The following is a 13742-nucleotide window of genomic DNA, read 5'->3' on the forward strand; positions in this document are numbered from 1 at the left end:
GCAGCCCTTCAGGCGGGAACATATTCGGCATTGAAACCGTCAAGCCCCGTCAGCAGTACATCAAAGGCGGCATCCACCTGCTGCGGTTCGCCTTTGACGCCGAGTTCTATATGCCGACGAATCTGGTGATTGCCAACGCTGGGCAGGCTGAATACCTTTACCAGAGGGAATTCTCTTTCTATCGATTCCATCAACGGCGTCAATGTCGACTCCATCGCCTCGAACACCAGCACCGATTTTTCGGCACGCGGCTCCTGGTGAAACAGCTGCGCATAATGCGTATCCAGCACCCATTCCATCATCGGCCAGGCCATGACAGGAAAGCCGGGGGCGAAATAATGGTTCTGGATGGCGAAGCCGGGGATGCGGTTGAACGGATTGGGGATCAGTTCAGCACCTTGCGGAAACTCGCCCATCTTGAGCCTGTGCAAGTTCTCCGGCGTATCGAGATTGGCCGGTTTGCCGGCTTCCGCCGCCATGTCGGTAATTCTTTGCTGGATCAGCGTCTTGGCTTCCGGATGCAGTGCCAACGGCAAATCCAGCGCAGCCGCGGCACACTGGCGCGTATGGTCGTCTGGCGTGGCGCCAATGCCACCGGTGACGAAGACGATGTCGTTGCCGGAAAAAGTGCGCTTGAGCGTGGAAATGATACGGGCAGGTTCATCCCCCACGTATTCCGCCCACGCCAGCTGCAGGCCGCGCGCAGCAAGGATTTCGATGAATTTGGGAAGATGCTTGTCCGCCCTCTTGCCGGACAGGATTTCATCGCCAATGATAATCAGACCAATTGCCATATCACTCTCCGATGGAAACAGGGTGTGCCGAAGATCAGCAGGTTCAGCGAAGGTCAGGCAGGTTCGAGCTTGCGCCCCCTCAGCTGCCGTAGCGCCTCCATACAATAATATTGAAACCACAGGCCGGTAAACACAAACACCAGCAGGTACAGCCAGATGGACAGCCCGGCAAAGACAGGCAGAAACACGACCGACAGCACGCCGCCAAGCCACAGCAGGCTGGGTGCCGCACCGAAGATGCCAGCAATGGTTCCTATTGCCAGCAGCGCGCTGCGGTGCTGACGCGTCAGCAGCTCGCGCTCTTCCGCATCTGCATGTTCGGCCAGTGCATCATAGACCATCACGCGGTAGGTCAGCCACCCCCACAGCAGCGGCTGCACGACAAGGCTCAGCACCGGGATCAGTGCGAGAGGCAACGTGACCAGCCATAGTACTGCAAAAATAACAAAAGAGGAGAATGCACGCCACAGGCTGCCCAGCAGGCTGCCGCCCTCGCGCATTTCCAGCTCTGGATAATCTCGCCGGCTCACATAGCGGTTGATCGCCGGCATCGCAAAAACACCGATGCACAACAGCGAGGTCAGAATCATCAGCGGCAGCAGCAGCCACATTGCAATCAGCGGCACGATGACCGTCTTCAGCGCAATCAGCCCCACCATGCCCAGCAGCCGGCCGGCCAACTGGAAACCGTCGTGATCGACAAAATAGGACTGGATCGTGTCCACCAGATACTGCAAGCCCCACCACATGGCCACACCCCACAGCACGATGGACAGGATAAACGGCAACGCCGTCAGCAAGAATATTTTATAGTGGAACTGGGCGGCCAGCGCCTTGCCCCAGGCCCGCATGATATCGCGCATCAGCCTTGCCCCTGCTGCTCGGCAGGCTGCTGGTGCTGAAACGGTTCGTGTGCCGGATCTTGTCGCAGCAGCGTTTTGTGGCCTGCATCACGAGGCCTGTCGCGTCCCACCATGCGCTTCAGGCCCAGCCATTGCTGATGCCAGAAGCCCTGGCCGTATTCCCTGCCGCTGCCCTCGGGGCTGGGCAACTGGTCGCGTATGCCGGTCATCGCATATTCCTTGTCGAACAGCGCGGTGCCGAACAGAATATCCCAGATGGTAAACAGCACCGCAAAATTATGTCCGCCCAAGGTTCCCTTGCCGCGGGTTTCATGGCCCACGCCAATGGCATGGTGCGTGCGGTGAAAACGCGGCGATACCAGCAGGCGCTCGCCGATGGCGCCGAAATGGATACGCACATTGGCATGCTGCAAGCTTTGCAGCATCTGCGACACGGTCACCAGCAGGATGTACTGGCCGGGTTCCACGCCGACGGCAATCGCAATCAGGCCCATGTAAATGCCGTGCAGGAAATCATCCAGCAAGTGGTTGCGGTCGTCGCTCCACAAATTCATGTTGCGCTGGCTATGGTGCAGGCTGTGCAGCCCCCACCACCAGTTGAACTGGTGCGAAGCGCGATGGTACCAGTAATCGAAGAAGTCAAGCACTACCAGATACAGCAGGAACACCAGTACAGGATGGTCCAGCATGCCGGGCCAGATATCTTCCAGGTTGAAGGGGTTCACCCCTTCCAGATGCAGCAGGCCGGTCAGCGTATCGAGCACCGGGTCCAGCACAAAAAAGAGCAGCACAGAGAAGGCGCCCAGCCGGTGTAGCGCCGTATAAATAAAATCATTCCAGCGCGCGCGGGGGTCGGTGAATTTATGCACCGGCAGCTTTGCTTCCAGCGGGCGCAGCAGGATATACAGGATCACCAGCTGGCAAACCCCGATCAGGAACCATTCCACGCCTTCAAAGGCGTCTTCTATATATTCACCCAGTCCGACGTAAAACATCAGCGGTTGCACGATGGTCTCGAAAACCCAGGCTTGCGCGTTGGCAAACAGGTCTGAAAAAATAGAAAAATTCATCAAATTGACATCCCGGAGGATTTGCGATATTTGTGGCATTGACAATACCGGATGAAAAACCCAAGCAAAGCCGGCACCGGCTTACTTGTATTGGGAGTTTTCACGTAATGTAGCAAAACAATAGCCTTTCTGCTTCAGGCCGGCAATCAGCGGCTGCAGGTTCTCCGGCATCCACGGCTGCTTGCGCGACCAGATGCCCAGATGGGCCATGAAGATGTCGCCGTCTTTCAGGTGGTCCAGCGCGCGCTTCAGCAAGAGTGGATTGCTCCACTTCTCGCTTGGCAGTTCATCGCCAGAAAATCCCGCCGGCGCCCAGGCTACATGCGCATAGCCGCAGGCTTTGCCTGCTTTTTCCAGGTTGGGCGTCAGCTTGCCGCCGGGTGCGCGCCAGTAATGGTCAATATGCGCGCCGGTCAGTTGCAGGAAGCGCTGGTCCACGCGCTTGATCTCCTCGCAATACTGCTGCGGACTCCAGTCCAGCAGTTTGCCTGCCTGCGCACCAAACTGCGGTTTTACCTGGATATGCCCGCCGGGCAGGTCGCGCACAACGTACACGTGGTCGAAAGTATGGGTGCCGAAGGCATGGCCGTCTTCGACGAGGCTACGCCAGTAAGGCGCCCAGCCAGGATCCAGCGAATAGTCGCCCTTGACGGTTTTTTCATTGGCCAGGAAAAAAGTGGCCTTGATATGCTGCTCACGCAGCGTCTTGGCAATAAATTCGGCCTGGGACTGGCTGCCGGTATCGAAAGTGAGATAGATCGTGCCTTTGCAGTCCGCGCGGGACTCGGCAAGGGCCGGCTGCAGCAAACCAGCCATCAGCCCGGCCGTCATGCAGGCTGCAAGGAAAACTTTCATTGATCGCCTGCGTTATATCTGGTCGTTAAATTCGGGGAGCGCTGTTCAGGAAAAATACGCCATGCGGGGAACGTCCGACCGGAATCAGCTTGATGACCTTTTTGCTTGCAACATCAATGACCGCCACTTTCTTGATCCAGCGCAGCGTCACCCACAACGTCTTGCCATCATCCGTCAGTTCCATACAGTCTGGACCGCCGGGAACAGGGATAGTTCCCACATTTTCCAGCGTATTCTGGTCGATGATGTTGATCGTGTTGGAAATGCGGTTGGAAACAAAGGTATAGCGCTTGTCGCCAAAGGCACGGAAATTATGCGCGCCGGCGCCGGCCTTGATACGCTTGACGGTTTTCTGCGTGCGCCAGTCGATGACTTCGACATAATCGCTGCCCATGATGCCGACCAGCAGATATTTATCGTCCTGGGTCATTGCTATCCCGGCCGGCACCTTGCCGACGGGAATTGTCCATTTTACTTTCTGGCTAGCCAGGTCGATGGCGGAAATCTGGTCGCTGCCCTGCTGTGTGATGAAGACGGTGGTGCTGGCGGCGTCAAACGCCATGTGGCTGGGCAGTTTTGCCAGCGGCACACGTTTGGCCAGCGTCAATTCCTTGCCGTCGTAGTGGTAGACATCCACCCTGTCGAGACGCAGCGAATTCGATACAAACCATTTCTGGTCCGGTGAAAAACCGATCTGGTAGGGGTCGGCGATATCCTTGACGCGCCTTTGTATCTGCCCGGTCTTGGGATCAAGGAATACGAGTTCGTCACCCACTGCATTGGCGACGATCAGCGACTTGTTGTCCGGCGTGGCCATCAGGTGGTGCGGTTCCTTGCCGACGGCGAAGGTGCTGAGTTCCTTGTAGGTATTCTGATCCAGCAGGCTGACAGTCGCATCGCGCGAATTCAGCACCACGACCACATTCGCATTATTCGCCGCATGGGCGCCAACCAGGGAACTGCAGAGCGACAAGACAACCGACAACCAGAGGAAACGACTACGCATGAATAAATACCGCTTTAAATTGATGACTGATAGTATTTTACCCCGCATGTTGCGCCAAATTTAATTTTGAGAACAATTTCTCACTTTTTTTACCTTCTTTTGCGAAATATCAAATAATTTTGCGGCAGGCCTTATGCAAACTATGGCGCGGCATGAGAAGAAGCCAGATTTTTAGACTACAATTGCGCCAGTTTCAGATCACATAGAGGAAATAAGATGTCTACAATTACTACTCCGTCCGGCCTGCAATATGAAGACGTGACAGTCGGCGCCGGCGATGAAGCCAAGGCAGGCGACCACGTCGTCGTGCATTACACCGGGTGGCTGCAAAACCCTGACGGCAGCGCAGGCAAGAAGTTCGATTCCAGCAAAGACCGCAATGATCCATTCTCTTTCCCACTGGGCGCAGGCCATGTGATCAAGGGCTGGGATGAAGGCGTGCAAGGCATGAAAATCGGCGGCACACGCTTGCTGACGATTCCCTCCGACCTGGGCTACGGCGCCCGCGGTGCCGGCGGCGTTATTCCAGGCAATGCAACACTGATTTTTGAAGTGGAATTGCTGGGCGTGTAAAACTTAAGTGTTTACTACCCGATGCACGCAGTAAAAAAAGGCTCCTTATGGAGCCTTTTTATTTTGCACTAAAGCAATCATTCCTTGATGAAATGCTCGCGGTAGTATTTCAGTTCTTCAATCGATTCGATGATATCTGCCAGCGCAGTATGCTTCTGGTGTTTCTTGAAGCCGCTGGCCAGTTCAGGTTTCCAGCGCTTGCACAATTCTTTCAATGTGGAAACATCGAGGTTGCGGTAGTGGAAGAACGCTTCCAGTTTAGGCATACCACGCGCCATAAAGCGCCTGTCCTGGCAGATCGTATTGCCACACATCGGCGATTTGCCCGCAGGAACGTATTTTTTCAGGAATTCAACCAGCGCCACCTCGGCATCTGCTTCCGTTACCGTGGAGGCCTTGACGCGCTCGATCAGGCCGGAACGGCCATGGGTGCCCTTGTTCCAGGCATCCATCTTGTCCAGCGTCTCGTCCGCCTGGTGAATCGCGAATACCGGGCCTTCGCCGAGGATGTTCAACTGTGAATCCGTTACCACCACGGCCACCTCGATGATGCGGTCCGTGTCCGGGTCCAGGCCGGTCATTTCCATGTCCAGCCACACCAGGTTAAATTCATTCGGCTTTGCCGGCGGCGTATTAGTTACCGGCGCAATTGCTTGATCATCCGCAGCTTGTGACATAATTCTTCCCTTATTCTAAAAAGTGGCTGCTTTTCAGGCTATGCGCGTGCTTCCCCTGCCCTTGTGCAGGACATAAAAGCGAGGCGCATAATAGCCGAACAGCTTCCGATACCGCATTTTCTCACAGGCATCGCATGTATTCACTGGCATTTTCTGTTTTATTCATCGTTTTCCTGCTGCTGACACTGGCAGTGCGCTTCTGGCTGAGCTCCCGCCATATCAAGCATATCCTGAGACACAGGCAAGCCGTACCCGCCGAGTTTGCGGAGAAGATCCCGCTGGCCGCGCACCAGAAGGCCGCGGATTACACCGTCGCCAAGACCAAGTTCGGCATGCTGTCCATGGTCTTCAATGCGGCCGTGCTGATCGGCTTCACGCTGTTTGGCGGCCTGCAATGGCTGAGCGTGGAAATCGTCCATCTTACCGGACCCGGCATGGGCTACCAGATCAGCCTGCTGGCGGCATTCGCCATCATCAGCAGCTTGCTGGAGTTGCCGTTTGATTACTATAGCCAGTTTGTGCTGGAAGAAAAATTCGGTTTCAACAAGATGTCGCTCGGCCTGTTTTTCGGCGATATGCTGAAGAGTGCAGGTTTAGGTGCGGCAATCGGCCTGCCGCTGATCTGGGTGGTGCTGACGCTGATGGAAAAATCCGGAGACCTGTGGTGGCTGTATGCGTGGATAGTCTGGAGCGCATTCCAATTGCTGATGATGGTGATTTTTCCTACTGTCATCGCCCCGCTGTTCAACAAGTTTACCCCATTGTCGGATGATGCCCTGCGCAGCCGCATTGAGGGCCTGATGCAGCGTGTGGGATTTGCATCCAAAGGTCTGTTCGTCATGGATGGCTCCAAGCGCAGCGCCCACGGCAATGCCTATTTTTCCGGTTTTGGCGCCGCCAAGCGCATCGTTTTCTTTGACACGCTGCTGGCGCGTCTTGCACCGGAAGAGATCGAAGCCGTGCTGGCGCACGAACTGGGGCATTTCAAGCTGAAGCATATCGTCAAGCGCATCGTGGTGATGTTCATCGTGTCGCTGGGCTTCCTGGCCCTGTTGGGCTTCCTGAAGCAGCAACTGTGGTTCTTTACCGGCCTTGGCGTTGAGCCCATGCTGCTGGCCAGGAATGATGCGATGGCGCTGATCCTGTTCATGCTGAGCCTGCCGGTATTTACCTTCCTGCTGTCGCCGCTGACGTCCATCAGCTCACGCAAGCATGAGTTCGAGGCAGACGCTTTCGCTGCCAAGCATACCAATGCCGGTGACTTGGTGGCCGCACTGGTCAAGCTATATGAAGACAATGCATCTACCCTGACGCCGGACCCGCTACATTCCGCCTTTTACGATTCACACCCGCCTGCATCTGTGCGCATCCACAAGTTAACTGCCGCCTGATGGCGGCTGACTGAATCAACTTAAAGAGTAATATCATGATTAAAACTTCAGACTTGCTGGCAAAAAAATGCCAGCACACAGAAACCGCACTGGACGACGCCAGCCTGCCCGTCTACCTTGCAGCAACGCCGGGCTGGCTGCAGCAAGGCCCGCGCATCGTCAAGACCTATGAATTCAAGAACTATTATGAAACCCTGGCTTTCGTCAACGCGATTGCCTATGTGATCCACGTGGAGGACCATCATCCCGAACTGGTGGTGACTTACAACCGCTGCGTCGTGAAGTTTGACACGCATACCGTCAACGGCGGCAAAGGCGGTATTTCGGAAAACGACTTTATCTGCGCCGCCAAGGTGGATACCGTGCATCAGCAGACTTTCTGCTGATGGCTGCAATCGAAAGACAGAACGGCACCGTCATTGCCGCGCACGGCCGTCACTACCTGGTGCAGGCCGGCGACATCAAGCTGCATTGCGTCACCCGCGGCAAGAAAAGCGATGTCGCCGTCGGCGATGTTGTCGAATACCAGCTGACGTCAAAAAACCAGGGCGTCATCGAAGCAATCACGCCGCGCAAGACCTTGCTATACCGCTCCGACCAGTATAAATCCAAGATGCTGGCCGCTAACCTGACGCAATTGATGATTGTCGTTGCGACCGAGCCCAGCTTCGCTGACGACCTGGTATCGCGCGCACTGGTTGCCTCCGAATCTTCAGGCATCAAACCGCACATCGTACTGAACAAGACCGACGTGACCGCACTGCTGCCGCGTGCCCGGGAGAGGGTTGCGCTGTATGCAGGCCTCGGCTACCCGGTGCATGAAGTGTCGGTCACCGCAGCGCCTGAATCCACCCGCGCCACCTTGCTGGCATTGCTGGAAGGCCAAAGCACCATCCTCATCGGCCAGTCCGGCATGGGCAAGTCTTCGCTGATCAACCTGCTGATCCCCGATGCCGAGATCGCCACGCGCGAGATTTCCGCGGCGCTGGATACCGGTAAGCACACGACCACGTTTACCCGCTTGTACCAGATGGATGCGGCGTCGGCCGTCATCGATTCGCCAGGCTTCCAGGAGTTCGGCCTGCACCATCTGAGCGAAGGCATGCTGGAACGCGCTTTCCCCGAATTCCTGCCGCATCTGGGCCATTGCAAGTTCTACAACTGCCATCACCACGCCGAACCCGGCTGCGCGATATTGGCAGCAGTAAAGAGCGGCGACATTGCTGAAATGCGGCATGATCTGTTTGAGCAACTGGTGCATGAAGCAGCGCAGACCATGGGCTATACAAGATAAGCCGGATCTGATGCAGGCAACGGCAATTAATGTAAGGCGGCAGGCAGGAATACGCCGCAGAAATCCAAGAAAATTTGCTTAAATCCGTCCAGCCCATTTTTTGTTTGGCCGCATCGTTCTTAATTTATATCGGAAAACGTCAATAAATCCCTTATAATGAAGCAGTTATAATCAAGCGGCAGCAAATTTCCTATTGCTGCCGATTCCTTTTATGGCTATCAAACATTTTCTGCAGTTTTCCGACTTCACGCTGGACGAATTCGAGTATGTAATGGAACGTGCGCGCGTCATCAAGCGCAAATTCAAGAATTACGATACCTATCATCCTTTGCTGGACCGCACGCTGGTTATGATTTTTGAAAAAAATTCGACCCGCACCCGCTTGTCTTTCGAGGCCGGCATGCACCAGCTCGGCGGCGCCGCCATCTACCTGAATACACGCGACAGCCAGCTGGGCCGCGGCGAACCTGTGGAAGATGCCGGCCAGGTCATGTCCCGCATGTGCGACATCATCATGATCCGCACCTTCGGCCAGGACATCATCGAGCGCTTTGCCGCGAATTCGCGCGTGCCCGTCATCAACGGCCTGACCAATGAACACCATCCCTGCCAGGTGTTTGCCGATGTGTTTACCTATGTGGAACACCGAGGCTCCATCGCCGGCAAGACCGTGGCCTGGGTAGGCGACGCCAACAATATGCTGTACTCGTGGCTGCAGGCAGCGCAGGTGTTCGGCTTTCACCTGAATGTATCCACGCCCAAAGGCTATGACCTCGATGCGAAGCTCGTGGACCCCGCCAACAAAAATTACACACTGTTCGACAATCCTTCCGATGCCTGCGCAGGCGTTGACCTGGTCAACACCGACGTATGGACCAGCATGGGCTACGAAGAAGAAAACCAGGCGCGCCTGAAGGCTTTTGACGGGTGGATCGTCGATGAAGCCAAGATGGCAAGGGCCAGGCCGGACGCGCTATTCATGCACTGCCTGCCCGCGCACCGCGGCGAAGAAGTATCGGCCGGCGTCATCGACGGCCCGCAGTCGGTGGTCTGGGATGAAGCGGAAAACCGCCTGCATATACAGAAGGCGCTGCTTGAATACCTGGTTGTCGGCAAGATAGAAGAGAAATAAAGAAGACCAGTCAATGCGGCGCATGAAGAGACTGCGCAGCATGTGCAAAAATTAATACCTACTGCAATATCGGAAAGCAAATCATGAGCGACATCAAAAAAGTAGTACTCGCCTACTCGGGCGGCCTGGACACTTCAGTCATCCTGAAATGGCTGCAAGACAATTACCAGTGTGAAATCGTCACCTTCACCGCCGATCTCGGCCAAGGCGAAGAACTGGAACCGGCGCGCGCAAAGGCCATCAAATTCGGCATCAAGCCTGAGAACATCTATATTGACGACGTACGCGAAGAGTTCGTGCGCGATTTCGTGTTCCCCATGTTCCGCGCCAACACCATCTATGAAGGCGAATACCTGCTGGGCACATCGATTGCCCGCCCGCTGATCGCCAAACGCCTGATCGAAATCGCCAGGGAAACCGGCGCCGATGCCATTTCGCACGGCGCTACCGGCAAAGGCAACGACCAGGTGCGTTTCGAACTGGGCGCGTATGCACTGATGCCAGGCGTGAAAATCATCGCTCCATGGCGTGAATGGGATCTGCTGTCCCGCGAGAAACTGCTGAAATATGCAGAGGACGCCGGCATCGACATCGACATGAAGCACAAGAACGGCGGCGCACCGTACTCCATGGATGCCAACCTGCTGCACATCAGCTTCGAAGGCCGCCATCTGGAAAACCCTAGCGCGGAAGCCGAAGAGTCGATGTGGCGCTGGACTGTCAGCCCCGAAGCAGCACCGGATGTAGCGGAATACCTGGACGTGGAATTTGAGAAAGGCGACATCGTCGCACTGAACGGCACCCGCATGTCGCCGGCCACCGTGCTGGCGGAACTGAACCGCCTCGGCGGCAAGCATGGCATAGGCCGCCTGGACCTGGTGGAAAACCGCTACGTCGGCATGAAATCGCGCGGCTGTTATGAAACCCCAGGCGGCACCATCATTCTGCGCGCGCACCGCGCCATTGAATCGATCACACTGGACCGCGAAGTCGCGCATCTGAAGGATGACCTGATGCCGCGTTATGCATCCATGATCTACAACGGCTACTGGTGGGCGCCGGAGCGCGTCGCACTGCAAACGCTGATCGACCAGACACAACAGACAGTGAACGGCTGGGTGCGCCTGAAACTGTACAAAGGCAATGTGATCACGGTTGCGCGCGACTCTAAAACGGATTCACTGTTCGACATGAACATCGCCACCTTCGACGAAGATGGCGGCGCCTATAACCAGGCAGATGCGGGCGGCTTCATCAAACTGAACGCGCTGCGCATGCGCATTGCCGCCAATGCGCGCGCAAAACGCGGCCAGTAACTCCCCTATCGGCACATACAAACAGCCCGCCCTTACAGGATGCGGGCTGTTTTTTTATTCTCTGAAAAATATGACTACACAATTCGACCAGGTCAGCGTCGTCAAGCAGGCCAATATCTATTTCGACGGCAAATGCGTATCGCACACCGTGCTGTTTGCAGACGGCAGCAAGAAAACCATAGGTGTGATCTTTCCATCCAGCCTGGTATTTAATACGGCCGCGCCAGAGCTGATGGAAGTCAATGCAGGAAAATGCCGCATTCGCCGGCAAGGTGAAGACCAGTGGAATGAATACCACGCCGGCCAGCAGTTCAAAGTGCCGGGCAATTCCAAGTTTGAAATAGAAACGGTGGAGACGCTGGACTACGTGTGCCACTTTCTATAAGAACTTCCAAAGAAAAGGCACAACCGGCGGCCTCAGACAAATACCGGTTCAACTTCCAGCATCACTGAAAACTTTTTCTGCACATCCAGCTGTATCTGGTGCGCGAGCCTGCGCACTTCCTTGCCGGTGGCACCGCCGCGGTTGACTAGTACCAATGCCTGTTTTTCGTAGACGCCTGCATTGCCCAGGTTTTTGCCTTTCCAGCCGCACTGCTCTATCAGCCAGCCGGCGGCCAGCTTGTAGTCACCGGAAGGCTGCGCGTAGCTGACCAGCTTTTCATGGGATTGCAGCAGGCGGTCGCGCAGTTCCGCGCTGACGACGGGATTTTTGAAGAAACTGCCTGCATTGCCGATGACGGTGGGATCCGGCAATTTGGCCTGGCGTATCGCGATCACGGCATTGCCAACATCGGCCGGGGTTGGTGCACCAATATTTTTCTCCGCCAGATAATTGGTCACGTCGGCGTAACCGAGCTTCGGCTCCCAGCGCCTGGGTAGCGCAAAAACGACACCCAGGATTACCATCCTGTCCTTGTATTCATGCTTGAAAATGCTGTCGCGGTAGGCGAAGCGGCAGGCAGGTTTTCTCAAGGTCAGTACTTCACCGGTGCCAAGGTCGAACGCATCCAGCGAATGAAAGACATCCTGCATCTCCACGCCGTAGGCGCCGATGTTCTGGATAGGCGCAGCGCCTACTGTCCCAGGAATCAGCGACAAGTTTTCCAGGCCGCCGAAACCTTGTGCCAGCGTCCATTGCACAAACTCATGCCAGTTTTCACCGGCTTCCGCGCGCACATAAACATGGGTGTCGTCTTCGCTGATGATTTCTTTCCCGGCCAGCGCAATCTTTACCACCAGCCCGGGCACCTGGTCCGGCAAGACCAAGTTGCTGCCTCCGCCCAGGATCAGTTTAGGCATGCCGGCCAGCGCTTCGTTGGCCCTCAGCGCATGGAGTTGCGCGACGTGGTCGATACTGAGGAATTCTTGTGCATGTGCATCAATGCCGAAGCTGTTCAGCTTGCGCAAAGGATAATCGGTTTGGAGCGACAGTAAGGTGGTCATAAGCGCTGAATTATACCGAGAACTCACCTGAAAAGAGCGTCCGGGCCGGAATGCAACGCCAAATACCCGCCCGTCTACACCTCAAGCCGCATAAGGAGCCTAGTATTTTTAAGATGGGTTCCAGCTGGGTTAAAATGATGGAATATTGTTTAGTAAGGAATAGCCATGCCCTCATTTGATACCGTCTCCGAAGCCAATATGGTTGAAGTCAAGAATGCCGTCGACCAGGCCAACAAGGAAATTACCACCCGTTTCGACTTCAAGGGCAGCGACGCCCGCGTGGAACAGAAAGAGCGCGACCTGACTGCGTATGCCGATTCCGAATTCCAGCTCAGCCAGGTGCGCGATGTGCTGACCAATAAGCTGGTCAAACGCAATGTCGACGTGCGCTTTATGGATGACGGTAAAATAGAAAAAATCGGCGGCGACAAGGTCAAGCAGGTCATCAAGATCAAGAACGGCATAGAAACCGAAGCGGCCAAGAAAATCGTGCGCGTCATCAAGGACAGCAAGATGAAGGTACAGGCCAGCATCCAGGGCGACGCAGTGCGCGTCACCGGCGCCAAACGCGACGACCTGCAGGCCGCCATGGCCATGCTGCGCAAGGAAGTGTCCGACCTGCCGCTTGAATTCAACAATTTCCGCGACTGACCGTCCTCATCGCATTATCACCTCCGACATCCCGGTGAAAACCCTGGCCGCGCTGCTTTGCCTGTGCTGCTGTATCGCCGCGGCGCAGGCTGCCAGCATAGGCGTGGTCGGCCTGTTTCCCGGCAAGGCGGTACTGGTCATTGACGACAAGGCGCCGAAAACATACGCGGTCGGAGCTACCGTGGCCGAGGGCGCCAGGCTGGTGGCTGTGGATGGCGATACCGCAACCATAGAAAGTAACGGCAAGCGCCAGGTGTTGACGATGGGCCAGTATGTCCATCATGCCAGCAGTTCCGGAGGCAGCTCCAGCGTCACGCTGCAAGCGGATTCCCAGGGCCACTTCGTCGCCAGGGGTTCCATCAACGGCAGCGGCGTCAGCATGCTGGTCGATACCGGCGCCAGCCTGATTGCGCTGCCCGCCGCCGACGCGACCCGGCTGGGGATAGACTACCGGAAAGGACAGATAGGCCGGGCCAGCACGGCCAACGGCATCATCAACGTGTACCGGGTAAAGCTTGATACCGTCAAGATCGGCGACGTAGAACTGCACCAGGTCGATGCGATGGTGCAGGAATCGGGCCTGCCGATTATTTTGCTGGGAATGTCGTTCCTGAACCGCATGGAAATGCGGCGGGATGGTGAACAGATGGTGCTGACCAAGCGCTTCTAACGCT

Annotated in this window: 16 protein-coding genes; 9 read left to right on the forward strand and 7 right to left on the reverse strand. The window is 56.0% G+C overall.

Annotated features, from left to right (window positions below):
- Positions 1-8: 8 nt before the first annotated feature.
- The 5 genes from ACO0LO_RS21870 to ACO0LO_RS21890 all read right to left on the reverse strand — a co-directional run bounded on the left by ACO0LO_RS21870 (position 9) and on the right by ACO0LO_RS21890 (position 4588).
- Complete coding sequence (locus tag ACO0LO_RS21870) at positions 9-794, reverse strand: competence/damage-inducible protein A (RefSeq protein WP_422967364.1); 786 nt, start codon at positions 792-794, stop codon at positions 9-11.
- A gap of 53 nt (positions 795-847) precedes the next feature.
- Positions 848-1657: an EI24 domain-containing protein gene (locus ACO0LO_RS21875; protein ID WP_422967366.1), complete on the reverse strand. Its 810-nt coding sequence runs from the start codon at positions 1655-1657 to the stop codon at positions 848-850.
- Positions 1657-2727, reverse strand: coding sequence for a sterol desaturase family protein (locus ACO0LO_RS21880; protein WP_422967367.1), 1071 nt, complete (start codon positions 2725-2727; stop codon positions 1657-1659). Before ACO0LO_RS21880 ends, ACO0LO_RS21875 begins: the two co-directional genes overlap by 1 nt.
- Before the next feature lie 81 nt (positions 2728-2808).
- Entirely contained in the window at positions 2809-3582 is a 774-nt protein-coding gene (locus ACO0LO_RS21885; RefSeq protein WP_422967368.1) for a polysaccharide deacetylase family protein, read from the reverse strand.
- A 25-nt stretch (positions 3583-3607) separates the two neighbouring features.
- Positions 3608-4588 (reverse strand): cytochrome D1 domain-containing protein, encoded by a 981-nt coding sequence (locus tag ACO0LO_RS21890; RefSeq protein WP_422967370.1) that lies wholly within the window; start codon positions 4586-4588, stop codon positions 3608-3610.
- 216 nt (positions 4589-4804) lie between these two features.
- Here ACO0LO_RS21890 and ACO0LO_RS21895 point away from each other — a divergent pair, with 216 nt between their 5' ends.
- Positions 4805-5161, forward strand: a complete 357-nt coding sequence (locus ACO0LO_RS21895; protein WP_394777318.1) for an FKBP-type peptidyl-prolyl cis-trans isomerase — start codon at positions 4805-4807, stop codon at positions 5159-5161.
- A 77-nt stretch (positions 5162-5238) separates the two neighbouring features.
- Here ACO0LO_RS21895 and orn read toward each other — a convergent pair whose 3' ends face one another.
- Entirely contained in the window at positions 5239-5838 is a 600-nt protein-coding gene (gene orn / locus ACO0LO_RS21900) for an oligoribonuclease (protein ID WP_422967372.1), read from the reverse strand.
- A gap of 134 nt (positions 5839-5972) precedes the next feature.
- On the opposite strand from orn, the gene ACO0LO_RS21905 reads away from it, so the two are divergent.
- From ACO0LO_RS21905 to ACO0LO_RS21930, 6 genes are all read left to right on the forward strand, one after another.
- A complete protein-coding gene (locus ACO0LO_RS21905; protein WP_422967374.1) occupies positions 5973-7229 on the forward strand; it encodes a M48 family metallopeptidase in 1257 nt (418 codons plus the stop codon).
- A 32-nt stretch (positions 7230-7261) separates the two neighbouring features.
- A complete protein-coding gene (locus tag ACO0LO_RS21910) occupies positions 7262-7615 on the forward strand; it encodes a 4a-hydroxytetrahydrobiopterin dehydratase (protein ID WP_422967491.1) in 354 nt (117 codons plus the stop codon).
- Complete coding sequence (gene rsgA, locus ACO0LO_RS21915) at positions 7615-8523, forward strand: ribosome small subunit-dependent GTPase A (protein ID WP_422967376.1); 909 nt, start codon at positions 7615-7617, stop codon at positions 8521-8523. Before ACO0LO_RS21910 ends, rsgA begins: the two co-directional genes overlap by 1 nt.
- Positions 8524-8734: 211 nt before the next feature.
- Entirely contained in the window at positions 8735-9655 is a 921-nt protein-coding gene (gene argF / locus ACO0LO_RS21920; RefSeq protein ID WP_422967378.1) for an ornithine carbamoyltransferase, read from the forward strand.
- An 83-nt stretch (positions 9656-9738) separates the two neighbouring features.
- Positions 9739-10971, forward strand: a complete 1233-nt coding sequence (locus tag ACO0LO_RS21925) for an argininosuccinate synthase (protein WP_422967380.1) — start codon at positions 9739-9741, stop codon at positions 10969-10971.
- A gap of 70 nt (positions 10972-11041) precedes the next feature.
- The gene (locus tag ACO0LO_RS21930) at positions 11042-11356 is read left to right on the forward strand and encodes a pyrimidine/purine nucleoside phosphorylase (RefSeq protein WP_422967382.1); all 315 of its coding nucleotides are present in this window, start codon (positions 11042-11044) and stop codon (positions 11354-11356) included.
- Between the two features lie 32 nt (positions 11357-11388).
- On the opposite strand, the gene murB is transcribed toward ACO0LO_RS21930, so the two are convergent.
- Positions 11389-12417 carry a UDP-N-acetylmuramate dehydrogenase gene (murB, locus tag ACO0LO_RS21935; protein WP_422967384.1) on the reverse strand — a complete coding sequence of 343 codons (1029 nt, stop codon included), beginning with the start codon at positions 12415-12417 and terminating at the stop codon, positions 11389-11391.
- Positions 12418-12582: 165 nt separating this feature from the next.
- Between murB and ACO0LO_RS21940 the strand changes: the two genes are divergently transcribed.
- Complete coding sequence (locus ACO0LO_RS21940; protein WP_394781505.1) at positions 12583-13068, forward strand: YajQ family cyclic di-GMP-binding protein; 486 nt, start codon at positions 12583-12585, stop codon at positions 13066-13068.
- The gene (locus ACO0LO_RS21945; RefSeq protein WP_422967386.1) at positions 13043-13738 is read left to right on the forward strand and encodes a retropepsin-like aspartic protease family protein; all 696 of its coding nucleotides are present in this window, start codon (positions 13043-13045) and stop codon (positions 13736-13738) included. The genes ACO0LO_RS21940 and ACO0LO_RS21945 overlap by 26 nt, the downstream gene beginning before the upstream one ends.
- Positions 13739-13742: the final 4 nt, after the last annotated feature.

This window comes from Undibacterium sp. TJN25, assembly GCF_049339885.1.
Taxonomy (GTDB): domain Bacteria; phylum Pseudomonadota; class Gammaproteobacteria; order Burkholderiales; family Burkholderiaceae_D; genus Undibacterium.